Below are 25432 nucleotides of genomic sequence, written 5' to 3'. Positions count from 1 at the left end.
AAACCAACTACATGAAACGATTTAATCTAAGTATGTTATTCTTTGTCGTTCTCGCTTTCGCGAAAGCGTACACAGTACAAGCACAGCAAGACTTTACTGGTATAGCTCATTACCAAAGTAAAATGACTATGAAACAATCTGAAGATAGCACTCAAATGGCAAAACTAGAGCCTGCTATGCGAGAGATGATAGAAGAGGCTATGAAAAAAGCTGGTGAGGCAGAATTTACTCTCAAGTTTAACCGTACAGAGTCGCTTTATGAAAAAGTAAAGAAACTTGCTGCACCTAAGAAACCAGTAAATGGTATGAGTATGACCATTGAAATGAGTGGTAATGGAGATACTTATGGTACTACTTACAAGGATCTTACTGCGCAAACCTTTCTAAGAGAAGATAACATTCAAGGAAAGGAATTTCTCGTAACTGATAAAATTGAAAAACTAGATTGGAAAGTGACTGGAGAGACTAAAATGATAGGTAAGTATACTGCGATGAAAGCAACCTATACTTTTCCTAAAGAAGAGAAAGAGGAGAGTGAAGAAGAATCTACAAGTTTATTAAACATGGTAGATGACAAAGAACACGTAGTAACCGCATGGTTTACTATGGATATTCCTATAAGTAATGGTCCTGGAATTTATCAAGGATTACCTGGTTTAATACTAGAACTCAATGAAGGAGAGATAACTATTTTATGTAATAAAATAGAAATGAATCCAGAAGATTTTGAAATTAAAAAGCCTAGAAAAGGAAAAGAGATATCTACTGAAAAATTCAACAAACTAAGAGATAAAAAGGCAAAAGAAATGAGAGAACGTTTTAAAAGCGGCAGTGGTGGTGTTTTTATCGAGACGCACTAGGCACTGTGTTAAACTTATCTTAACATGAAACTATTGTTTTTTTTGGACGTCTAAGATTTGGCTAACTGTTTAACAGCTGATAATCAAATTATACGATCATGAAAAAAAAGGTACTATTAATCATTGCTATAATCTTTACTGGTGTGCTGAGCGCACAAGATTTTTATGGTGAGGCGACGTACATGTCTAAAACTAAAACCGACACTAGTTTCTTACCAGAAGATGCATCTCCACAACAAAAAAAGCGTTTTGAGGAAAGAATGAAGGCTTTTAATGAAAAGACTTTTGTACTTAAATTTAATCGTAATGAATCTACTTATAAAGAAGAGAAAGAACTTTCTGCACCTGGACAAGGTGGCGGTCGTGGCCCTGGAAACTTTTTAGGGACAGCTATGGCTGGTGAAAAGTACAAGAATCTTAAAGATGGTGAATGGATAGAGCAACGCGATATGATGGGTAAAACTTTCTTGATAAAAGATAGTATCCCTAATCTAGAGTGGAAAATTACTGGAGAGACTAGAATGATAGGTCAGTATCAGGCCATTAAAGCAACTGCTGTTAAAAACAACAATGAATTAGATTTTTCTGCTTTTAGAAGACGTGGACGCAACAATTCTAGTGACGATAAAAAAGAGGAAAAAGTAGCTGAGAAAGTTGATCAAATAGAGGTTGTAGCCTGGTTTACACCTCAAATTCCTGTACAACATGGTCCTGCAGAGTATGCTGGCTTACCTGGTTTAATATTAGAAGTTAACTCAGGTAAAACTACCTTACTATGTAGTAAAATAGTAGTGAACCCAGAAGATAAGGAAGAGATTAAACCTGCTACAAAAGGTAAGGAAACTAATGAAGAAGAGTACAACGTTCTTTTTAATGCAAAGATGAAAGAAATGTCAGAGCGTTTCGGTCGTGGTGGTCGTGGCGGTGGCGGCGGTCGTGGGAGAGGATAAATAACACTTAAATCAAAACTTTTTGCGAGAGTAACCTAACCATTATTCTCGCTTTTTTTAATCAAAAAACTTAACATGAAAAAGACATTACTCTTAACTCTTATGGCTTGCTTCCTGCTTTCTCTAGCAGGCGCACAATCCATTAAAATATCAGGTGTAGTTGTGGATAGTACAGGTACGCCATTACAAATGGCAAATGTGATTGCCTATCAGAAAGACAAAAACCTAGGTGGTTTCGGTATTACAAATGACGCTGGTAGATACCAGTTGCAAGGTCTTAAAAAAGATAGTACATATGTACTTAAAGTATCTTTTTTAGGATTAAAAACGATTGAAGACACTGTGAGAAATGTTCAAGGTGATCTAGTAAGAAATTATGTCATGTATGAAGATGAAAATACATTAGACGCTGTAAACATAGTTTATGATATGCCGGTTTCTATAAAAGGTGATACCATAGTTTATAACAGCGATAGTTTTACAAATGGTACAGAACGTAAACTAGGTGACGTACTTGAAAAATTACCTGGTGTAGAGGTTAATGAAGATGGTGATATACAAGTAGAAGGTAAGACAGTAGAAAAAGTAATGGTAGATGGTAAAGAGTTCTTTGCAGGAGATTCTAGACTTGCTACAAAAAACATTCCTGCAGACGCAGTAGGTAAAGTAGAGGTTCTTAAAAATTACAATAACGTAAGTCAATTAAAAGGGCTAGGTAATGATGAAGACCGTATTGCTATCAATATTAGATTAAAAGAAGGAAAGAAGAATTTCTGGTTTGGAGAGATTACTGGCGCTTTAGGTGAAGGTGGTGATGAGTTAAGATATCAGGCAAAGCCCAAAGCTTTTTATTACAGTGAAGATGTATCACTTAACATACTTACAGATTTTAATAATTTAGGATTACAATCATTCACCTTTCAAGAGTATAGACGTTTTGTAGGTTTTAATAGAGGTAATACTCGTAGTACAGGTTCTTCTATCGATATAGGTGCTGGAGCAGGTGGCTTATTAAATTTACAAGCTAATAGAGCCAAAGAGATAGAAAGTAAATTTGGTGCCTTTAATGGATCATGGGCGGTAAATAAAAAACTGAATATAGAAGCATTTGCTATCTTATCTAGTGTAGATACAGAGCAAGAAACTATCGCTAGTAGAACTTTTACAGAAAGTGGTGTTCAAGAAAATACAGAAGACCGTTCTTTCCAGCGCAATCAAATAGGTCTTTTTAAATTAGGTGCAGACTATAAACCTAATGCAGATTTCTCTCTGGAATATGATGGACAAATTAATTTAAGTGATGTGAGTCAGTTCAATGACTTCACATCTGCACAAGAAGGTGTAGTTAGAGATATAGATCAAAATGAATCTCAAAAGCCGATTACTATAGATCAATCTGTTAACTTATATTACACTCAAAGTGAGAAAAACATTTTTGCATTTGAAGGTAGGTATGTTGATGCAGAAGAAGATCCTTTTTATAATGCCATATTAGATCCTGAGGTAGATAATGCTGATAACGATATCGAGCCATTTACAGGAACATTAGGTCTGGATGCAGCAAATCCTTATGACATTAACCAGGAGAAACTAGTAGAAAGCACTAAGCTAGATGCTAAGGCAGATTTTTGGAGAGTATTAAATAAGAAGAGTAATGTTAACTTTACAGTAGGTACCTCGATAGTAAATCAAGACTATAATACTAGCATCTTTCAGATACTAGATGACGGTAGTCGCAATGATCTTACTGATGCACAATTTGGTAACGACGTGAACTATAAGTTCAGAGATTTATACGGTGCCATTCATTATAAATTTATCACTGGTAAATTTACCATCACACCAGGTGTTACAGCACATTCTTATAAAATAGAAGATACACAGTTAGGTAATACTAACGAGCTTGATTTTGAAGAAATCCTTCCAGATTTTAATGTGCGTTTTGCATTAAGATCTAGTGAGAACATCAATTTTGATTACCGCAGGACGGTAAGTTTTACAGACGTAGAGAACTACGCTTTAGGAACTATTTTTAATAATTATAACGCATTATTTAGCGGTAATAATCAATTGACAGGAGCGACTAATGACCGTTTTAGTTTAAACTATTTTAACTTCAACATGTTTAATTACACTAACATTAATGCAGGAGTAACATATTCACGTCAGACAGACGCTATTCAAAACAGTATTGTTATCGATGGAATTAATCAAGAAAGTGCATTAATTAATTCACCTTTTGCAAATGAAAGTGCAACTGGTTTTGGACGTTTTTCTAGAGAATTTGGTAAGATAAGAGCTAGCGTAAATGCAAATTTAAGTTGGAGTACATTTAACAACGTCTTTAACGGTAACGCTACAGAGTCAGAAAACATAACACATAGTTATGGTGCAAGTTTTAGAAGTAATTATAAAGATGGAGTAAACTTTGATGTAAGGTATAACATCGCTTTCAATAACTCTGATAACGGTGGGCAGGTAAATGATGCAACGACACAAACGATAACTTTAAATGCAGACTGGCAAATCAATAAAGCGTGGTTCTTTGATGTAGATTATGACTTGAATCTTTTTGATACATCTGCAAACGTAGATAACAACTATGATTTTCTAGAAGCAGCTTTATATTACAATAAGCCAGATTCTAAATGGGAATATAAACTAGCGGCAAGTAACTTGTTAAACACAGAGGCCTTGAACAGAAACACTTTTGGACAGATAGCTACTAGTACTAGTTTCTATACTGTGCAACCTAGATATGTATACCTACAGTTAAAATACGATTTATAGATCACGAATTATTTAAATTTATAAAGCAGCTCTTTGTTATATAAGAGCTGCTTTTTTGTGTTATAGATGTTTTGTGGTCTCGCTTTCGCGAAAGCGGAATTATTCCATCCCCAAACTTAATTATATAGTGTGATGTATGTGATCTAATACAGTTGCTGTTGTTTTCTGATTTTTTTTGAAATCACTTTATTTAAAGGCTACTTTAACTAAAGAGTGATGGTAAGGTTAAGTTATTGCATATAGATCAGTTAAACTGCTCTTAAGTAGTAGTTAATTATGTTAATTCCTTATACTTTTGGCACTATGAAAAGAATTTTATTGCTATTAGTGATTATTGCGAGTAGTGTTGCCACTGCACAAGAATTTACAGATACTCGTATCAAAGAAATGATAAAAGAGTATCGACAGCTCGATCGTGGACCGTACAAGAGTATCAACTGGTTTTGTCCAGACGGTACCATTAGAGATGCAAAAGATCCTTGTCCAGAGGCTATAGGTGAAGGAATACAACATGCTAGTTATAAGAAAGATGTTGAAGAACTGGCTAGAAAACGCAATATCTATTTTGCCGAAATTCTTGCCTCTAATAAAGCATGGAGTTTCTGGGATGGTAATAATAATCACAGCCGTGTAAAACAATACCAATTAGGTAAATACCTAGAGTCTGTTGATAATGGATGGATACAAGAACGTTCTAAGTTTTATCGCGGTGCAAAACAAATCGAAGACGAAGAAGAATGGGGACGTAAATTCTATTATACCATACTATCAGATAACGATCTGGTAGAGCGTGATTTCTTTTTAATAAGAGAGAGCTTGCGAGATATACCCCATGACGGTGATACTAACCTGGCTCAAGATATTAGAAGTCTAAGTAAAGTACTTGCAGAGCGTCACTCAAAGTTTATGGACATCAGGATTAAAATTCACGGTAATCCACAAGCTGCGGATATTGAGTCTGTAAAAAAATGGTTAGATAAAAATGAAGGCGATATAAGCGAGCAGTCTAAAAAAGACTTCAATAAACTTATGAGCGATATGCAAGAGTTTTTTGAACCAGTATCTGTAAAAGACTTAAGTAAAATGGTGGCAGACTGGAATGAAGGCGCCTACATAAGAACACAAACAGAATGGTTCTCAAAATTTTATGCAACTGAAACAGATCCTGCCATATTAGTACCTGCAGCTGCAAATTTAATGTGCGACATTAAAACCAATATTAAAGATGATAAAAGAGGTACACGACGTACTAATGCACTAGAATTAAGTATAAGATTAGAAGAATTAATCTTTCAGCAGGCAGGTAGCTGGGAGCCGGTAGATCTTCAAGAACATTTGGATAAAATATATTCCCTTAGTGAGGCACTAGCAAGTGCTGGTTATGTAGAAATGTGGGAATGGGACGCTATAGAGAGCGAATTATTTCTAGCCAATGGTGAGACTATAAAAGCACATGAATTACTCGATTTTATCAATACTGGTCGCAGCCAGGTAGAATGGGGAACAGGTATGGTAAATGCTATTTATGGTGACGTGGTAGAGCAATATTCTCAGTTTGAGCCTAAGGCATATGGTTTCTATGACGACCGTATAAGAAGTTCTTTGCTTTTACCTCTAGGTGATGCGATAGGTAATTTAGGCGGTCTAGTCTCTAGACAGATAGGGCTTACTAGTCAGATAGCAAGTGTAAATAATGTGAGTACCATAAGAGGTCTTAACCCTGGATATACAAAAGGAGAACTGGTAGTAGTAAGCGGTAATGCCGAAGGTATGCAGGTAGACCCTAATAAAATCTACATATTTGATCATCCACCTAGTGATTTAAAACCTGTCGCTGGTATAGCAACAGTGTCAGAAGGTAATCTAGTTTCTCACGTGCAATTATTGGCGCGTAATCTAGGTATTCCTAACGCTGCTATTTCTATAGATAACTTAAATGATTTAAAAGAACTCGATGGAGAAGAGATTTTCTATGCTGTGAGTAATCGTGGTACGGTGGTTATTAAATCGGCTAGCGACATGAATGATAAAGAAAATGCTCTTTTCAATACCGCTAGCAAGAAAGAGAAGAAAACCATCAGAATTCCAGAAGGTAAACTTAAACTAGATGGCGTCTTACCTTTAGACATGGCTGCTGTAGGCAGTTCGGACAGTGGTATTCTTTGTGGTCCTAAGGCGGCAAATTTGGGTCAATTAAAACAGCTTTTCCCTGATAAAGTAGTGAATGGGATTGTGATTCCGTTTGGGGTTTTTAAAGATCATATGAATCAAAATATGCCAGAAACTAGTGGTAGTTACTGGGACTTTTTGATGTCCGCTTTCGCGAAAGCGAAACAGTTAAAAGCAGATGGAAAATCAGAACAAGAAATTATAGATTACCAACTAGGTGAACTAGCTATTCTTAGAGATGCTATTTCTAAAATGGAATTTAAACCAAGCTTTATCAATGCTCTAGAGGCTGATTTTAAATCTATTCTAGGAGATAAACTAGGTAATGTGCCTGTATTCTTGCGTAGTGATACCAACATGGAGGATCTAGAAGAATTTACTGGAGCCGGTTTAAATCTTACTGTTTTTAATGCAGTGGCAAGAGAAAAAGTAATCAATGGAATACGTGAGGTATGGGCCAGTCCTTATACAGAGCGTAGTTTTAAATGGAGACAAGTATATCTAGAAAATCCAGAGAACGTATATCCGTCTATTTTAATAATTCCTACAGTAGATGTAGATTATAGTGGTGTATTAATTACTAAAGATTTTATTAATGATAATGAGAATTCTATTACGGTTGCTATGAGTCGTGGTGCTGGTGGTGCTGTAGATGGACAGAATGCCGAAACGTATTTAATAGATCAAGAAGGAAAAGGCTTATTGATCTCTCCGGCTAGAGAAAACAAGCAACGCAAATTACCTGTAACTGGTGGGTCTGTGATGGAGCATGTAGATTTTGACACAAGTATATTAACGTCGCAAAATTTAAAGACCATTAGAGAGTTTGCTAAAACGGTGCACGAGATCATGCCAGGTTCTGAAGATGGTAGTTATACTGGCGCATGGGATATTGAGTTAGGTTTTAAGGACGGTAAAATGTACTTATTCCAGATAAGACCATTTGTAGAAAATACACAAGCTGTAAATTCTGAATATCTAAATTCTATCGATGCAGATGTTGATGTAAACACTGCTTTATTATTACATAAACCTATTGCCATTTGAAAAATATAACAAAAATAATAGCGGTCTTATTCACAGCGGTTTTCTTACTAGCTTTTTATCCTATTGATGGATTTAATAAAACAGGAATAAAACGACTAAAAAGACTTGAAAAGACTCTAGATAGTACTCTTAATGAATACTATCTTAGAAAAGGATCTTTTAAAAAGTATGACGAGATCAATCTATGGATGTGTGAAAAAACAGATTCCATAGATAAAATTATGTCTGTGGACAGCGATTTTCAGAAAGAGATGTTGCGTCTTTTCCCTAGTCGTTCTGGGTACGGTATAACAGTGTTAGATATTACAGATGTCAACAACACGCGCTATGCAGAGATGAATGAGAATACTGGTTTCCAGCCAGGTAGTGTGGGTAAAATAGCGGTAGCAACTGCATTTTTTACAGAGTTAAAAAACCTGTGCCCAGAAGATTTTAATGTGCGTACTAATTTAATGCGCAATAAGGTGGTAAAATCTGGTAATTGGGGTCTTTATGACCATCATACGATTCCTATTTATAATATAGAAAAGGACAGTTATGTAAAGCGTACTGTTATCGCTAGTGACGAGTTTACCCTTTATGAATGGGTTGATCACATGCTAAGCGTTAGTAATAACGGCGCAGCGAGTATCGTGTGGAGAGAAGCGATGTTAATGCGTGTTTTTGGCGATGAGTATTTTAATTTAACTCAAGAACAAGCTGATGCTTATTTTGATCAGGTTGATAAGAGTGAAATTACTGACATAGCAATAAGTGTGGTAAATGATCCTTTAAGAAATCTAGGTATTACCAATGATGAGTGGAGATTAGGCAGTTTATTTACAAATGGTCCAGATCGCTATGTAGGTAGTAAAGGCGGTTCTATAGGAACACCCAAAGGTTTAATGAAGTACTTTATTAAACTAGAACAAGGTCTTGTAGTAGATGAGGAGTCTAGTCTTGAGATCAAACGTTTACTCTACATGACTGATCGCAGAATACGCTATGGAGCAAGCCCACAATTAAATGAAGCTGCAGTGTATTTTAAATCTGGTAGTTTTTATAGTAATAATAAATCTCTAGGGACTCCATATGGAGAGTATAAAGGAAATGTGTACAATTATATGAACAGTGTTTGTATAGTAGAGCATCCTAGTGGTGTTAATTATATAGTATGTCTAGAAAGTAATGTGTTGAGTAAAAATAGTGCTGGTGCGCATCTTTATCTAGCAAGTGCTATTGACAAAGCTATTAGAAAAAAATATGAGATAGAGGAGAAGTAATATTTCTATGGTTTCTAAAAAAAAAGCTGACTTCTTTAAGGAGTCAGCTTTTTTTATTTGAATTATCTAGGCACTGCGTTGTTTGCCATTCTTAAATTTTAATGCTTCTAAGGCAGCGTCAGTTACCTTATTAGACACTAGGTCAGAGGCGTCTATCAGTAATTTATATGAATAGTCATCTTCTAAAATCTTTAATAGAGCGATGGCTTTGATTTGTAAGGACTCATCTTCTAGATACATAATCGTTTTAAGGCAATCTTCTTGATTTAGTAAAGAGACATGTTTATGGTAGTCACTCATTTCTTGATTAGGAGAAGACATGCCGCTCTCGAGTATCGGTAATAGAAGCGTTTTAAGGTTTCTACTTAATAAACCGTCTAAGTACTCCATAGCATGTAGTTGAGATTCCTTAGTGTCGCTTTTTAAGCCTCTATATGCAACAAATACGTCTTCTGGGTTATAGTATAAAGCCAGTAGGTTGAAAACTCTTTTTAAGTTAAGTTCTAGAGAGGTTTTTAATTGTTGTATTAAATGAGACCTTTCTGTTTTTTCAGGTAATGAAATAATTTTTTGAGGCTGTAATTTTGATCGTTCTATAATACGTATGGAAAAGTAACAACCTAATAATTGTCTATACAATTTAGATTCGTTTGCTATCATTAATCTTAGAGTACGCTGATTTATAGAATAATCAATTCCCTCTTTGCGCCATGTATAAAGTAAGTCTGCAACTTTAGTTCTCAGTTTAAAATCACCACGTTGACTCATTTTAAACAGAGCACGATAAGCCTTTTCAGTATGGATGTTACTGATAATAGTCGGTATCTGTGATTTTTGTTGGGAGTTAAGGTTTGTATTTAGATACTTTTTATACAGAGTGGGTATAATAGCGTTACCAAAACTAGAGATTGCTTTAATGCTACTCTCACGATAAGCGATATTCTCCAATTCGCTATAAAGTACAGGCAAGAATTTTTCTCTTGCTGTTTCTCCAGCTGCTAATATTGCAGCATTTTTTAGAATAGGATTAGGGTGTTTTAAATACGTTTGAATAATGTCATGATACTTCGTTCTTTTTACATAACCTAGAGTTTCTATTAGTCTAGCTATTTCAGATATTTTCAGGTCGCTATCTTCACTTTCTAGCTCGTCGATAAACATTTTTATCCTCAGGTGGAGATTGTATTTTGCAGCTAGAGTAGGGTTGTCTTCAGACTCTCTTGCTAGCGCTAGTAAAGCGGCAGTTGCTATAAATTCATTTTCATAATCTAAGTACTGTTCAAAGAACTGATAAGAGATTTTGTCTTGTGACATTAGATAACGCATAGTAGCCATGATAAGAGTGTCATCTTCTATATAAATAAAATCTTGAACCTTAGTTTGTGGTTCTTTTGTAATATATCTAAGACTATCAACAACAACAGCTTTTACTTTATGACTTTCATGGTTTAGTAATTTGAGAACATCGTTTTTAAGAGATGGATGCGTTATTTCTGGTAAACGCTTAATAATTTCTAGAATATCTTTTTCTGATCCTGATTCAAAAATCACACGCATATTCTGACGTATGCGACCTATTGATTTTTTAGTGCTGCCCATGTTTTCTCGCATCATGATGCTTTCTTTAAAAGTACCTAGATAGGCATCTCTTACTTTAAAGACTACTATTATCCATACAAGAACTATAAGGATAGTAATTAAAGTGATGTATGTGGCAGATAACTCTAAACCTTTGATTACAAATATCAATAAAAATCCAGCTATACCTGTGGCCAGGCTATCCACAACTACATCTATAAAAGTTTTAGTTTTATTCTTAATGCTAGACGGTATAGGTAACGCTAGTAATTCTACAGCACTCTTATGTAATGATTGCTTTAAACTACCATCGAGACCTTTAATGATAATAACTATCCATAGCTCTGGAAAAACGAGTAGAGCAAGACAAAGCAAAACTATCCCTATAGGTAAGGCGATAAGACTTACACTGATGTCTGTGTTTTCTAAAATTTTATTAGTTACAAAAAGCTGAATTAATAAAGAAACAATATTAAATGTACTGAACCAGAAACCAAAGAAAGAAGCTAGTTCCTGTGGGTCAGGAATTTTTGCAGCCGCTATGTAACTGAATTGATAATCGACTAGTTTTGCAACCAGAACGCCTAGTCCTATAACAGCAGCAAGGTAAGTGAGGTGTTTTGATTTGTAAATAAGCTTTATAGAAGATTCTGTAGATACGGTAGCGCGTTCTTTCCTTTTAAATTTACTCAAGCTTTGTACACGTGTTTTCCAGATACGTTTAAAAACGACCGTACAGGCCGCTATTAATAGTCCTGCTAGTATCATTAATATACCATTACCTACATATTCTGCAAGGATAGAAGTAAGATAACCACCTATAATACCACCAGCAATACCACCGGCACCTATAAATCCAAAAAGTCTTTTTGCTTCTCTAACATTGAATACCACATTTGCCAAAACCCAAAATTGAGAAGTCGCTAAAAGAGCAAACATACCTACCATGGTATAAAAAAGATAAGAGAAAAAAGGTGTTACCCATCCTAAAGCCACGATACATCCCATAGCAATAAATCCTACAGAAAATAAGATAAGTGTTGTTCTTATAATGTAGCGCAGGGCAAATTTTTCTAAGGACTTGTTGTAAATAAAAGATACCACCACCGCTGTTACAGCGATTATGATAAAGGCAACTGATAAGTTCTCTGCACCTAACTGAGATAAAAAAAGCGCACTCACTGTAGGTTTAACTATCAGTAGTGCGCATATAATTAGGAATATATACAGCTGCATCATTAAGGAAATGGATTCTTCTCCATCCCTAATGTCAAAAAATTTATGAATCTGCTGTAATAATGACTTCATTCTTTTGTAAATCTGGGGCTAAGGTACCGCTTTGATCTAGTGCAATCTCTGCAGGTTTTACTAAACTTCTTATAATTTGCTCTCCATCTGTATCCTGTACCATCGCTACTAGAATGTACTTTTTACCTCTAGCTTCGTCTATAACCATTATAGAGTCGCAATGCCAGTTTTTCCAAGAACCGCTTTTTCTATAAAGAGTAGCATCTGGAGCAATAACATCTAGTGTATTTACAAATTTGTGATGCAATCCTGGGTTTTTAAGATACTTAAGCATTTGCGCGCTACGGCTTTCATTAATTAATTGTCCTGTAGCAAGTTGGTAATAAAATTTTGCAACAGCATCAGTAGTAGCAGCATGACTTAGACCTCTTATAGGTTCTGGATTACGTTTTCCTTGTGCAGCATATCTTTTACCTACCCATAAACCACCGTTTCCTTCTTTATCATAAAAAGGATTTTCAGGATTACACATAAGATCTTCTATTCTTTGAAAACCTACACGATCTATCATTCTCGTAGATGCAGCATTATTAGATTTACTAATCATTAACCACATATCGTTTTGAACTTTCTTAGTAAGTCTAAGGTCACCTTCTTCAATAGCATCCATTGCAGCATATAAAACAGCGATTTTAGGCATACTAGCAGCATACATCATGTTATCACCATTAATATTTGCATACTTGATATTATCTTGGTCAGACATATCAACTAGACTTATAGACATCATTTTTTGCTGGATAAGATTTCTCCAGTGAGCATTTGCGTTAATTTGATCTTGTAGAGCTAATTGCAAACCAGCATCTTGATAATTGACGACCTCAAATTGAGGGTTTTGAGAAGTTATTAAAGGAGACTTATCATCTGCCAGGGCTAAGTTAATCACCAGTAAACTGAAGAAAAGCATCAATTTATGTAACATAAATAATTTAGGGATTTGAGTTAATGTAATGTACACAGAAACGAGGCCGAATATAAATTTATTGTACGATTTAACACCTTAAAAACCAACATTTAACACTTTTAAGTAAAAATAAAGATTTTTTGTCTGATGCCTTGATTTTACTAGTGTTTTAACTAGTACTTTTGCCACCATGAGCGGCATTTACATACATATTCCATTTTGTAAGCAGGCTTGTCACTATTGCGATTTCCATTTTAGCACTAATTTAAAGTATAAAAAGGATATTATAGATGCTATTTGTGATGAGTTACGCTTTCGCGAAAGCGAATTTAAAAACACCACTGTGCAAACTATTTACTTAGGTGGTGGGACGCCTAGTGTGCTAGAAGTTGCTGAGGTAGAAAAAATTATACAAACTGTTTATGATGTTTATGCAGTTAGTTCAAATCCAGAGATCACTCTTGAGGCAAATCCTGACGATTTAACTAAAGAAAAGATAGTCGCTTTTTCAAACACACGTATCAATAGACTTTCTATAGGAGTTCAAAGTTTTTTTGAAGAAGATCTCAAACTCATGAATAGAGCGCATAATGCTGTGGAAGCGCATGAGTGTATAGAATTTGCCGTGCCTTATTTCCCTAACATATCCATAGATCTCATTTATGGAATTCCAGGCATGAGCGAGGCTCGGTGGAGAGAAAATCTACATAAAGCTATAGATTTAAAAGTGCCACATATTTCTAGTTATGCATTAACTGTAGAGGATAATACAGCGCTTAAATCATTTATTGAAAAAGGAATGATTGAGAATGTGGATGATGAGGTGGCACAAGAGCATTTTCAAATCTTGCTAGATGTTATGCAACTGCATGGCTTTGAAAACTATGAGTTTTCTAATTTCAGTAAACCAGGTTTCTTCTCGCAAAATAATACCGCTTACTGGACAGGTAAAAGCTATATAGGTATAGGTCCTAGTGCACATAGTTTTGATGGTAAAAAACGCGGCTGGAATATCAATAATAACGTCAAATATCTAAAAGCTATTCAGGCTGGAGAGTTACCTATGGAAATAGAAGAACTCACCGTAGTTGATAGGTATAATGAGTACATAATGACTGGTTTACGGACTATTTATGGAGTCTCACTACATAAGATAGAAACTGATTTCGGTCCTAATTTTAAAGAATATCTTTTAAAACAAGCTGCCGAATATCTTAAAGATCACTTGTTATATATAGATGGTGATACATTATTAGTGACTAGAAAGGGTAAGTTTTTAAGTGACGGTATTGCTAGTGAGTTGTTTATGGTAAATTGAGTTGATATGAGAAAGATGATAGGTTTGCTTTTTATTTTACTTTTTAGCTCTTGTTCTTATTATTTTGGGCCAGTAGTTGAGGTTATTAACAATAGTGATTTTGAATTAAGCGAGGTTGTTGTTTACACATCAGATGAGTTTTCTAGTTTGCGTTTTACTAACATTGAATCGCAAAATCATGAATGTAATAGATTAGACATGTCAGAGTCTGCTCATCATCCCAGCGATGGTGCTTATGGAGTTAGATATACTTTTATTGGAATGCCGCAAAGACAAGTTAACAGTTTTGGTTATTTTTCTAACGGTCACGCTATGTATGATAAAATTTATATTGAAATAAAAAATGACACCACACTTTTTACTTATGAATAAATATATCCTAGTTCTAATTACTTGTCTTTTTTTGTTTTCTTGTAAAGAGAAAGAAGAAGAAAAACTCACGCGTATTAATTATGAAGAGATGACAGACCTGATATTAGTAAATGATTTTACTATGTCGGACGATGTTGCTTATTATGATAAAGAAGGAAAGCTGCTAACTACGGCAGAGAAAGATGCTCTGTCTGAAGATCTACCTTATGCAAACTGGTTTGTAAATGATCAAAATGTACTTAGAAAAGTCGAGTTTCAAGATCCTGAATTGGCACGTATAGCGCTTAAAAAAGAACCTGTCTTTAAAGATATAAATAAGGTAGACTGTAGTAATTTAAATAGAATTCTAGAACGTATTTACGATAGAGATCAGGAAAATAGAACTGATAATTTAATGGATGAAGAGTTGGATTTAAACAACTTAAAATCTGTAGAGCAAATTCTTGCAAAGTGCGGCATGCCTAATGTAGATACTGCTGGAGATAAAGGTATGAGTGCTATCTGGTTAGTGATACAACATGCTAGTGCAGATAAAAGGACTAAATATTTTCCGCAACTGCTGGAAGCTGCAAAAAAAGGAGATTTAGAACGTCAGGATATTGCTTTAATGCAAGATAGAATGCTCATGGATGCTGGTAAGCAGCAATTATACGGCTCTCAAATTACTATGAATGAAGACGGTAATTATGAACTTTATGATTTAAAGGAGCCTAGCAAAGTAGATTCTAGAAGAGCGATTATGGGCTTGGGACCACTATCTGAATATGTTGTTTTTTGGGACTTAGAGTTTAACGTCGCTCAAGAACAATAGTACTATTCTAAAACTGGAAGTAAATAAAAGGTTGTACTTCACTACTAGCAGTAGCGCTTATCACCCAAATTACAGCTGCAAATAAAATCATTTTACCTACAACCGGTATTTTATGAAAAATGGCTAGTTGTTTATCTTGCCATTGTTGCGGTACAAAGTGCCATAAGAAACCTATAAGTAGAACAATAGCCACGTTTTGATAACCTGTTAAAACAGTCCACCAGATTTGTGGGTTCCATTCCATCATCCCTATATTGCTAACTACGTTTAAAGCATTATCAAAATCTGACGCCCTGAAAAATATCCAGCAAAATGCCACAAAATGAAATGTAACTATTCCTGCTATAAATTTTAAAGTAAAGTGTTTGCTAGTAATCTTAGGAATGTTAAACGCCTTTTCTACCGCTAGAACTGTCCCATGCATGGCACCCCATAAAACAAATTTCCAAGATGCTCCGTGCCATAATCCGCCTAGTAGCATGGTCATAAAGAGATTGAAATAGGTTCGTAGTTTCCCTTTGCGATTACCACCCATAGATATGTACAGGTAATCTCGCAGCCAACCAGAAAGTGATATGTGCCACCTGCGCCAGAACTCGGTCACACTGGTACTTTGATATGGTGTTCTAAAGTTAGCTGGTAATTCAAATCCCATTAATAGAGCTAGTCCTATGGCAATGTCAGAATAACCTGAGAAGTCGCAATAAATTTGTAGCGTATAACCATAGACAGCTAGCAGATTTTCAAACGCGCTATAATTATCTGGAAAATTGAAAACACGATCTACAAAATTCACACTTATATAGTCAGAGATCACCGCTTTTTTGAGCAGTCCACCTATGATAAGAAACAGGGCATAGCTCAGTTCTTTTTTAGAAAGGGCTAGTTTTTCATATATCTGTGGTATAAAATCTTTGGCTCTTACTATAGGTCCAGCTACTAATTGTGGGAAGAAGGAAACAAAAAACATAAAATCCCATACATTTCTCGCTGGTTCTAATTCTCTTCTATAAATATCTATCGTATAAGACATGGTTTGGAAGGTATAAAACGAGATTCCTATAGGCAGAAAAATATTGCCGAAACTCAAGTCTCCAGAAAACAAAGCATTGAAATTTTCGGTAAGAAAGCCAGTGTATTTAAAGTAAGCTAATAATCCTAGGTTGATAATACAAGAGGTGATAAGTAACCACTTCCGTTTACTTGCATCATTGCTCTTGTAGATAAGATCAGATATATAATAATCTACAAAAGAAGAAAAGATGAGTAGTAAGAAGTAAATCCCACTACATTTATAATAGAAAAATAATGAAAACGCAATAACATATAAAATACGTGTTCTACGCACATTAGTCATTAAGATATAAAGCAAGTAGAATCCTAGAAATAAATACAAAAATGCCTCACTGTTAAATAGTAAAGGTTTTTGTGGGTCATAACTGAGCCAGTTCCATATGCTTTCTAATTCACTCATTTTTTATAACTATCATAAGAGTTGAAAATAGACTCTACTAGCAATTGTGCTTGTAGTTGATAACCTGGTTTTATAAAATGAATTCTATCGCTAGACGTTAATTTTGCAGCATACCAGTCAGGCATTGCTGCACTCGTTCTAGAAACAGAATGCAAATCATAAAACGCCCAAGAGTTTAAATTTGCAAAAACTCCCATTTCATAAGCATACACCGTTGCGGTAGAATTGATGTGCTTGCGTTTCTTCATGGACGGTGGTGGGCTAGTTAATAACACACTACCAGTCATACCTCTTTTAATCATCTCACGATTAAAAATATCCATATCAGATTTGAGTTTTTCTTCTGTATAAGTGTCATAAAAACTCTCATTAGTCCCTAGAGAGATAATTATAAGATCTGGATTTATGGCTGCTAGTTGATCAAAAAACCTAGGGAACTTGTTGTAATCACTAAATTTTGTGCCGTTAACACCTATTCCATGAAAATTAACACCACTCTTTCCTGTACTCAGTAAAAGTCCGTCTAGGACGTATTTTGATTCTTTTCTTGCAGCTCGCAAATAAAGTTGTTGTGTTCCTGCAGGTATTTGATAAGTAATACCATCTATAGACGTCAGGTCCTTGAAATTTGCGTTTGCACTTACTTTGTTTGTAGACGTAGCACCAGGTATTTTAAGTGATTGCCCAGCACGCAAATTCACATTTTTCATCCCATTTGCTCGCTGTATTTTTTTTACTGATGTATGAAATTTTGCAGCTATTTTACCCAAGTAATCGCCAGATTTAACCTTGTACGTTTTTGTGTTACTTACTCGTTTAACAAGATTGCTTTGATCACTTGTGCTTAGTTTAAATCGCTCAGAATGTGGTGACGCTATGGTTACCTCTGTAACCGTTTCTAGAGATTTATCTAGATCTACTTCCATGATAAAATTGCTGTCTGTAGTTTCTAGATTTATACCACTTAAACCTACATTATCATTTCCTTTACTTTTTACATTGCGCACAGCTGTCCAGTCGCCATTTGCTTTAAATTTAACGTCTATGGCACCATTAGTTCCTGCTACGCGATATGGGAAAACAAAACCACGACCAGCATTGCCTAGTTTATTTTGTAACCCTTGTCTTATAAACTGTGGGAAATAAGGTCCTTGGACATGAGAGTCTCCTATTTGCACAACGGTAACTTGACTACGTGTGCCGTTTTCTAATTCTTCTACCTTTTTAAAGAAATCATTCAACACCAGCGGATTCTTGATTTCTTGAAAACTGCGGTCTATTAATAATGGATTGATTTGTAAATCTTCCACATCTTGGGCAATTACTGGCAGGGCTAGAATTCCTAACCATAAGAAACGTAACTGTTTAATCATGTAAAGGTGTGTTTTGTAGACTGTCATTTAACGTACTTGTTGCCAGACTATCTGCTTTATGTTGTTCTATTTGTAACTGTAATTGTTTTGATCTCGCTTTCGCGAAAGCGGAATAATCTTCCATCAATTCTCCATAAATCATGCGACCTATTTTACGAGAACCCTTAGGGCTGAAATGCGTAAAGTCATTATTAGCTAATTTCTGATCGGTCCATATAGGCATAGTATTCACGCCGCCCATCAGGTGAAAAAGACTCATAAAACCAGACTCGGTTTTTGCTGCATAATGTTGCTGTGCACGCAATAATTTTACCACGCTAGTATCTGTTTTCACAAGGTTTTCAAACTTAGTGCCCTTATCTGCAGTACCTAAAATAAGAATGTCTGTATTAGGAAAAGCCTGTTTTAGATGGTTTATAACCTTTGTCATTCTGCTAGAATACCAGTTGTAACTTTTAGACTCGCGAGTTAAAACATTTGCGCCAAATTGTAGGATGATGAGGTCGTAACCTAATTCTTGATCAAATTTTTTCATTTGACCTATATTCAAAATACTTAAAGGCAATCCAGAATTACCACGATTAGAAAACCCATCAACGGCAACACCTGTCGCGTCAGAAAAGTCTATTCCATAAATAGGTGTGTTTTGTGCACCAGAAAAGTCCAATTCTATTTTTTTGAGATTTTTACTTGATAGGTTTACGGTATTTAATCCGTTCTTACCTTTTAATGCGATTGAGTTAAAGGTGGTATCTTTTTCTTCTGTTACTTTTAAAAGAGCATTATCTGTTGCTGGACCGTAGAAAAGACGTGGGGAATTGAGTCGGTACGAGTTCTTTATACCACTAGCTAGATATTTTACACTTGCAGTAGAGTCTGCTGGAAAAAAAATAGCGCCATTTACACCATAAGGCAGGCTGTCTGCTCTTCCTTTCATGTAATTGCGCTGCGTCCAGTTACCGCTAGCATAATGTTTGACAGAATATCGAGATCGAGCACTTTCTGATTTTATCGAGACAAAACCTACTCCACGACCGCCAAAACGAGTCTGCAAAGCACTTCTAAAATCTTGAACGATTAAATCACCATCTATCATGGAATCTCCATAATATGCAATGCGTACTTTTCCTTTTTTAGATTGTTCTAGCTGGTATAATTTTTCAAAAAACCTCGCTAGATTTTCACTGCCCTTATAGCTAGTGTATGAAATCGCACTAGGAATAAGTGCAATACCGGCAGAGTCTACAGGGTGTACGAGGTTGTAATTAAAATCTGTAGTTCTAATAAGGCTGGCATACGTGATCTTTTTCTTAGGTGTTATGATAGAGTCTTTTACTATTACCGGTATGGAAACAGTATCAGTTGCAATCTTAGGACTAGTTAAGTTAATGGAGTCTTGGTCAAGTGTCAGAGGTTCTTGTTCTACGTCTTCCATTGCTTTTAACATTAAACTATCCACGACTATGTTAGTAGAGTTGGAGTTTTCTGTAAAGATCTTGCTAGGTAAGAAAGGTTTTGTAAAATAAAATAAGAGCGCGCCTATAGCTATAATAAAGAAAGCGTAGAAAAATTGTTTTTGATCCTTAAAAAGCATGTGAAAATGGAACGCTTTTTACTCGCGTTTTATTGGACGCAATTTAAGAGAATACTCAGGATTATTATAGTAATCGATATATTGTTTATTAGATAATTACTGACCGTAATTTATAAAATTATCTTTTAATGTAATTTACTTTTTTATTTTGATCTTGATTCGATTTTTGATTTAGTATTAGTGGTAATTCCGCTTTCGCGAAAGCGAAACAAAACAACAACATTTAATTAACCATTTTTATGAAAGGAAAATAAGAAACATCCTACTAATTGTGTGCATTGAGGCTAGAGAGCTATTAAGATTCAATCCAAATAAGACAAAGTTAAACGGCTTTTGGCTATTACGATTGAAATTGATGGATCGGAAAGTTATCTTTGCGTCAAACTAAAAAATTACACATGAGCGCATTAGTAAAATCATCGCTTGCCAGAAAGTGGGTAATGGCACTTTCAGGATTATTCCTTGTTGTCTTCCTTACACAACACTTTGTCATCAACATCACATCTGTCTTTGCACCAGATACCTTTAATGAGATTTCTCATTTTATGGGGTACAATCCTATGGTACAGTTTATTGCACAGCCTATCTTGATAATTGGACTTATAGTTCACTTTATAATGGGTATCGTGTTAGAACTTAAGAACAGAAGTGCTCGTCCTATTAAGTATGCAAAGTTTTCAGGTAACGCAAACTCTCAATGGGTATCTCGTAACATGATCATTACTGGACTAGTTGTACTTGCATTTTTAGGATTGCACATGTACGATTTCTGGGCAGAAGAGATAGGTTACAAGTATATCAGTGCAAATCCAGAAGATCCTACTAGATATTATGAAGAGTTGGTTCATAAATTTGCGCCATTCTGGAGAACAATCATCTACGTGATTGCAAACGTTCTTCTTGCAATGCACTTATGGCACGGATTTAATAGTTCGTTCCAGTCTATGGGAGCAAAGGCTATTAATAAAGGTGATGGATTAAGAAAGTTCACTTATGCATGGTCTGTGATAATTCCTGCTGGATTTATCTTTATCGCATTGTTTCACCATTTTTCTCACTCCTAATAAGAAGTTATGTCAGTATTAGATTCTAAAGTACCTAAAGGACCACTTGCTGAAAAGTGGGTAAATCATAAAAATCATATTAACCTAGTTAACCCTGCAAACAAGCGTAACATAGATGTTATCGTTGTAGGAACTGGACTAGCAGGTGGAGCTGCGGCTGCAACTCTAGCAGAGCTAGGATATAATGTAAAGACATTTTGTTATAACGATTCACCACGTCGTGCGCACTCTATTGCTGCACAAGGTGGTATTAACGCTGCAAAGAATTATCAAGGTGATGGAGATTCAAATTTCCGTTTATTCTATGATACTATTAAAGGTGGTGATTATAGATCTCGTGAAGCAAACGTACATAGACTAGCCGAGGTTTCTGGAAATATTATCGACCAGTGTGTGGCGCAAGGAGTTCCTTTTGCACGTGAATATGGTGGACTATTAGATAACCGTTCTTTCGGTGGTGTATTAGTTTCTAGAACATTTTATGCAGCTGGACAGACTGGACAACAGTTATTATTAGGAGCATATTCTGCTTTAAACAGACAGATTAACCGTGGTAAAGTAACTCCATTTAACCGTCATGAGATGTTAGATCTTGTAAAGGTAGATGGTAAAGCTCGTGGAATTATTGCTCGTAACTTAGTTACTGGTGAGATAGAAAGACATGGAGCGCATGCGGTAGTAATAGCTTCTGGTGGTTATGGAAATGTGTTTTTCCTTTCTACAAATGCAATGGGTAGTAACGTAATGGCAGCGTGGAGAACACACCGTCGTGGTGCACACTTTGCAAACCCTTGTTATACTCAGATTCACCCTACTTGTATTCCTGTAAGTGGTGAACACCAGTCTAAACTGACTTTAATGTCAGAGTCTTTACGTAACGATGGTCGTATCTGGGTTCCTAAAAACATAGAAGATGCTAAGGCTATACAAGAAGGAAGACTTAAAGGTGTAGATCTTAAAGAAGAAGATAGAGATTATTATCTAGAAAGAAGATACCCTGCATTTGGTAACCTTGTACCTCGTGATGTTGCATCTCGTGCGGCAAAAGAGCGTTGTGACGCAGGTTATGGTGTGAATAAAACAGGTCAGGCAGTTTATCTTGATTTTGCTGCATCTTTCTTAAGATATGGTAAAATAGAAGCGTTAACTAGTGGTCATAAAGATGCTAGTGAGGCAGAAATTATTGCATTAGGTAAAAAGGTAATTGAGAATAAGTATGGTAACCTATTTGATATGTACCGCAACATTACAGATGAGAATCCGTATGAGATGCCTATGAAAATATATCCGGCAGTACACTACACGATGGGTGGACTTTGGGTTGATTATAACTTACAGACTACAGTGCCAGGATGTTTTGCAGCTGGTGAGGCTAACTTCTCTGATCACGGTGCAAACCGTTTAGGAGCAAGTGCATTGATGCAAGGTCTAGCAGATGGTTACTTCGTATTACCATATACTATAGGTGATTATCTTGCAAACGAGATTAGAACTGGAGCTATTTCTACTGAAACAGCAGAGTTTGATCAAGCAGAAAAGGATACTCGTGCACGCATCGAGAAATTGATGAATGGTGCTGGTGTACATTCTGTAGACTATTATCACAAAAAGTTAGGTTTAATCATGTGGAACAAGTGTGGTATGTCTCGTAATGAGGCTGACCTTAAGTCTGCAATGAATGAAATAGCTGAACTTAGAGCAGATTTCTGGAAAAACGTAAAAGTTCCTGGAAGCGCAGATACTAAGAATCAAGAACTAGAAAAAGCAGGCCGCGTAGCAGATTTCCTTGAATTAGGTGAGCTGTTTGCAAAGGATGCTCTTGATAGAAACGAGAGTTGTGGTGGTCACTTTAGAGAAGAGTACCAGACTGAAGAAGGTGAAGCATTACGTGATGATGTAAACTTTGCTTATGTAAGCGCATGGGAATATAACGAGAATCCTCGCGATGCTAAATTACACAAAGAAGACCTAGTCTTTGAAAATGTGGAATTGAAAACTCGTAGTTATAAATAATAGAATTTTAATTGTCTCGCTTTCGCGAAAGCGGAACAAACTAAATACATAGAAGTATGAAACTTACTTTAAAAATATGGCGTCAAGCTAATTCTGAAGCTAAAGGAAACATGATCACTTACCCTATCGATGGTGTAGATGGAGATATGTCTTTTCTTGAAATGATGGATATCGTTAATGAAGGATTAATTAATAAAGGAGAAGAGCCTGTAGAATTTGATCACGACTGTCGTGAGGGAATTTGTGGAGCTTGTTCTATGATGATTAATGGACAGCCTCATGGTCCACAAAGGTTGACAACAACATGTCAGTTGCACATGAGAAAATTTAATGATGGTGACACCATTACTATCGAGCCATGGAGAGCGGCTGGTTTTCCAGTAATTAAGGATTTAATTGTTGATCGTTCTTCTTTTGATAGAATACAGCAAGCTGGTGCTTATGTATCTGTGAATACGTCTGGTAATACACAAGATGCTAACTCTATTCCTGTAGAAAAAGCAAAGGCAGATGAGGCATTCCACTCAGCAACTTGTATAGGTTGTGGAGCGTGTGTTGCAGCATGTAAAAATGCAAGTGCTATGTTGTTTACTAGTGCAAAAGTATCTCAATATGCTTTATTACCACAAGGTGAGGTAGAGGCTACTGATCGTGTTATGAACATGGTACGTCAGATGGATATGGAAGGTTTTGGTAACTGTACGAATACTGGAGCATGTATGATCGAGTGTCCTAAAGGAATTAAATTAGAAAACATTGCTAGAATGAATCGTGAGTATCTTAAGGCAGAGACATTAGGATAGATTCAGGGTTGCAATTACGGCTATATAATTATAAAAAGGCTCAAGAACTTTCTGTTCTTGAGCCTTTTTTTTGATCCATCTATTTAGTTTGATGATCGGTTTTTATAGCATCCATTAATATCTTACTGTCTGTAGATATTGTAACATGGTGTTTAAACACCTGTATAATTACTTTGTTATGTTCTAGTAGCGTTGTATTCTAGCGAGTTGTAATGGTTTTAAATCATCCTAATCAACGTATTCCATGATGATTTTTGGTGTTGATTTAGATGTGTATTGTTGATTAAGAATTTAATTGAGTTACAACGGTAACTCGCAAGTAGTGTTGTTGGGTTGTGGTCTAGTTAAATGCTAGATATTTAATGTTCTTTAGAATTGTAAAAGTAAAAAGCTCCTGTACAGTTTTGTACAGGAGCTTTTTAATAAACCGAATTTAGATAAGTGTAATCTAATATTATCTAGTGTATAGAGAACCTGCTATTTTTTGAACAGTACCGTTTGCTACATGAATTATAGCTTCTTGATCTCCTATTAGGTTAACAGTGTGAGGTAGGAAACCGTTATTTATTGTCAAAGAAACGCTACCATTAGTATTTACGTTAGTCGTTGCAGTAGCTAATCTAGTTGCTACTTCTTGATTATCTTGCAACTGTCCTATGTAGTGACTTCCTGTTACAGATATGTGAGAGTTGATAAAGTCTCCTAATCTATCGCCAACTGGTGCGTTATTAGAGTCAGCATCTAATACAAGCGCAGCTGTAAGTACATCTAGTCTTGGTAAAAACACTGTAAAAGGTGTGTCAGAACTTCTTAAAACTTTTTGATTACATAAAGCTATAATTTCTTCACTAGATGAACTCTGAGAGATAATGTCGTTCATGATATTGAAAGATTCGCAAGTTGTGATTAATGATTGTAAAGTAGAAGGCTCTATAATGTTATTTACTATAGTTGCGCTACCATTAGAAAATGACAGTGTTTCATTCATTACATCTACCCCATTTAATGTTGTGGTATTGCCTTGGTGTTGTACTACTGCAGCAATATTAATATCGCTGTTAAATAACTGAGTTGCTTTGGTTGTGATGATTAATTCTGGAGCAATGTTGTGTGATTTAATATCTACATCACTATTCATTACATGATTAAGTAATATTTGTTTTAAGTAGCTATTAGGTATTTCTTCAATTGATTGATAATCGTTTTCTTGTAGGAATGCGTCAAAGGCATTGTTGTCTGGCAAGAAAACGTAAGAAGTGCCCTCTTCATCTAGTGATCCTAAAAGGTTCACTTGTTCTAATGCTGTTGCTAGCGTAGTAAGATTGTTTTGAGACTTAATGAAAGAAGAGATAGTACCTCCGGCAGGATCTACATATAAATCTTCGTTAGTTAATTCGTCCTTTTCACAAGAAACAATGACGGACATAAAGCACATTAAAAGTAAGCTACGTAGTAAGTAAATATTTTTCATAATTTTCGGTTTATTCGTTTATATGTTCAAATATCAGGTTTATCAGTTAAATATTGCTATTTAAGTTTATAATATTTTTCTTAAAACCGATATTATTGCATTACAACGATGTTTTTAAACTTGATTTTAATCATTAATCGACTTATAATCAACTATTTAGATTGTAAATGTTTTTATTGTGTCGTTATTGGTTTAATTTTAATTAAAAATGCATTTCATCGATTTCGTATGCTTATATCATTTTTGAAATAGTTATAATATGTAGATATAC

Annotated in this window: 17 protein-coding genes; 11 read left to right on the top strand and 6 right to left on the bottom strand. The window is 35.4% G+C overall.

Going from position 1 to position 25432, the window contains the following annotated elements:
• Positions 1–11 precede the first annotated feature (11 nt).
• The 5 genes from ACJJVJ_RS09790 (at position 12) to ACJJVJ_RS09770 (ending at position 9078) form a co-directional block, all read left to right on the top strand.
• Positions 12–860 carry a GLPGLI family protein gene (locus ACJJVJ_RS09790; protein ID WP_405370060.1) on the top strand — a complete coding sequence of 283 codons (849 nt, stop codon included), beginning with the start codon at positions 12–14 and terminating at the stop codon, positions 858–860.
• Positions 861–958: 98 nt separating this feature from the next.
• Positions 959–1810: a GLPGLI family protein gene (locus tag ACJJVJ_RS09785; RefSeq protein ID WP_405370059.1), complete on the top strand. Its 852-nt coding sequence runs from the start codon at positions 959–961 to the stop codon at positions 1808–1810.
• A 75-nt stretch (positions 1811–1885) separates the two neighbouring features.
• Entirely contained in the window at positions 1886–4600 is a 2715-nt protein-coding gene (locus tag ACJJVJ_RS09780; protein WP_405370058.1) for a carboxypeptidase regulatory-like domain-containing protein, read from the top strand.
• Positions 4601–4903: 303 nt separating this feature from the next.
• Positions 4904–7816, top strand: a complete 2913-nt coding sequence (locus ACJJVJ_RS09775; RefSeq protein WP_405370057.1) for a PEP/pyruvate-binding domain-containing protein — start codon at positions 4904–4906, stop codon at positions 7814–7816.
• Entirely contained in the window at positions 7813–9078 is a 1266-nt protein-coding gene (locus ACJJVJ_RS09770) for a serine hydrolase (RefSeq protein WP_405370056.1), read from the top strand. Before ACJJVJ_RS09775 ends, ACJJVJ_RS09770 begins: the two co-directional genes overlap by 4 nt.
• A gap of 66 nt (positions 9079–9144) precedes the next feature.
• Here the strand turns inward: ACJJVJ_RS09770 and ACJJVJ_RS09765 are convergent, their stop codons facing one another.
• Together ACJJVJ_RS09765 and ACJJVJ_RS09760 are read right to left on the bottom strand one after the other, a co-directional pair.
• The gene (locus ACJJVJ_RS09765; protein WP_405370055.1) at positions 9145–11964 is read right to left on the bottom strand and encodes an Npt1/Npt2 family nucleotide transporter; all 2820 of its coding nucleotides are present in this window, start codon (positions 11962–11964) and stop codon (positions 9145–9147) included.
• A complete protein-coding gene (locus ACJJVJ_RS09760; RefSeq protein WP_405370054.1) occupies positions 11936–12886 on the bottom strand; it encodes a serine hydrolase in 951 nt (316 codons plus the stop codon). The genes ACJJVJ_RS09765 and ACJJVJ_RS09760 overlap by 29 nt, the downstream gene beginning before the upstream one ends.
• 172 nt (positions 12887–13058) lie before the next feature.
• Between ACJJVJ_RS09760 and hemW the strand changes: the two genes are divergently transcribed.
• The 3 genes from hemW to ACJJVJ_RS09745 are packed head-to-tail and all read left to right on the top strand — an operon-like array spanning position 13059 to position 15369.
• Positions 13059–14186 (top strand): radical SAM family heme chaperone HemW, encoded by a 1128-nt coding sequence (gene hemW / locus ACJJVJ_RS09755; RefSeq protein WP_405370053.1) that lies wholly within the window; start codon positions 13059–13061, stop codon positions 14184–14186.
• A gap of 6 nt (positions 14187–14192) precedes the next feature.
• Positions 14193–14558 (top strand): hypothetical protein, encoded by a 366-nt coding sequence (locus ACJJVJ_RS09750; RefSeq protein WP_405370052.1) that lies wholly within the window; start codon positions 14193–14195, stop codon positions 14556–14558.
• On the top strand, positions 14551–15369 hold the full coding sequence (locus ACJJVJ_RS09745; protein WP_405370051.1) for a DUF6624 domain-containing protein: 819 nt from the start codon (positions 14551–14553) through the stop codon (positions 15367–15369). The genes ACJJVJ_RS09750 and ACJJVJ_RS09745 overlap by 8 nt, the downstream gene beginning before the upstream one ends.
• A gap of 7 nt (positions 15370–15376) precedes the next feature.
• Here ACJJVJ_RS09745 and ACJJVJ_RS09740 read toward each other — a convergent pair whose 3' ends face one another.
• Genes ACJJVJ_RS09740 through ACJJVJ_RS09730 form a run of 3 tightly spaced genes read right to left on the bottom strand, consistent with a single transcriptional unit; the run spans position 15377 to position 19810 of the window.
• Positions 15377–16843, bottom strand: a complete 1467-nt coding sequence (locus ACJJVJ_RS09740; RefSeq protein WP_405370050.1) for an MBOAT family O-acyltransferase — start codon at positions 16841–16843, stop codon at positions 15377–15379.
• The gene (locus ACJJVJ_RS09735; RefSeq protein WP_405370049.1) at positions 16840–18216 is read right to left on the bottom strand and encodes a LysM peptidoglycan-binding domain-containing protein; all 1377 of its coding nucleotides are present in this window, start codon (positions 18214–18216) and stop codon (positions 16840–16842) included. Before ACJJVJ_RS09735 ends, ACJJVJ_RS09740 begins: the two co-directional genes overlap by 4 nt.
• On the bottom strand, positions 18209–19810 hold the full coding sequence (locus ACJJVJ_RS09730) for a hypothetical protein (RefSeq protein ID WP_405370048.1): 1602 nt from the start codon (positions 19808–19810) through the stop codon (positions 18209–18211). The genes ACJJVJ_RS09735 and ACJJVJ_RS09730 overlap by 8 nt, the downstream gene beginning before the upstream one ends.
• 398 nt (positions 19811–20208) lie before the next feature.
• Between ACJJVJ_RS09730 and ACJJVJ_RS09725 the strand changes: the two genes are divergently transcribed.
• From ACJJVJ_RS09725 to ACJJVJ_RS09715, 3 genes are read left to right on the top strand one after another with little or no spacing between them, the layout of a single operon-like run.
• On the top strand, positions 20209–20874 hold the full coding sequence (locus tag ACJJVJ_RS09725; protein ID WP_104514296.1) for a succinate dehydrogenase cytochrome b subunit: 666 nt from the start codon (positions 20209–20211) through the stop codon (positions 20872–20874).
• A gap of 9 nt (positions 20875–20883) precedes the next feature.
• Positions 20884–22887, top strand: coding sequence for a fumarate reductase/succinate dehydrogenase flavoprotein subunit (locus ACJJVJ_RS09720; protein ID WP_405370047.1), 2004 nt, complete (start codon positions 20884–20886; stop codon positions 22885–22887).
• Between the two features lie 56 nt (positions 22888–22943).
• On the top strand, positions 22944–23690 hold the full coding sequence (locus ACJJVJ_RS09715; protein WP_104514298.1) for a succinate dehydrogenase/fumarate reductase iron-sulfur subunit: 747 nt from the start codon (positions 22944–22946) through the stop codon (positions 23688–23690).
• Between the two features lie 454 nt (positions 23691–24144).
• Here ACJJVJ_RS09715 and ACJJVJ_RS09710 read toward each other — a convergent pair whose 3' ends face one another.
• Entirely contained in the window at positions 24145–25161 is a 1017-nt protein-coding gene (locus tag ACJJVJ_RS09710; RefSeq protein ID WP_405370046.1) for a fasciclin domain-containing protein, read from the bottom strand.
• Between the last annotated feature and the right edge of the window lie 271 nt (positions 25162–25432).

The organism is Nonlabens sp. Asnod2-A12, assembly GCF_045063745.1.
Taxonomy (GTDB): Bacteria; Bacteroidota; Bacteroidia; order Flavobacteriales; family Flavobacteriaceae; genus Nonlabens; species Nonlabens xylanidelens.
The sequence above is the reverse complement of the archived record's forward strand: the minus strand, read 5'-3'. Positions and strand labels throughout refer to the sequence as shown.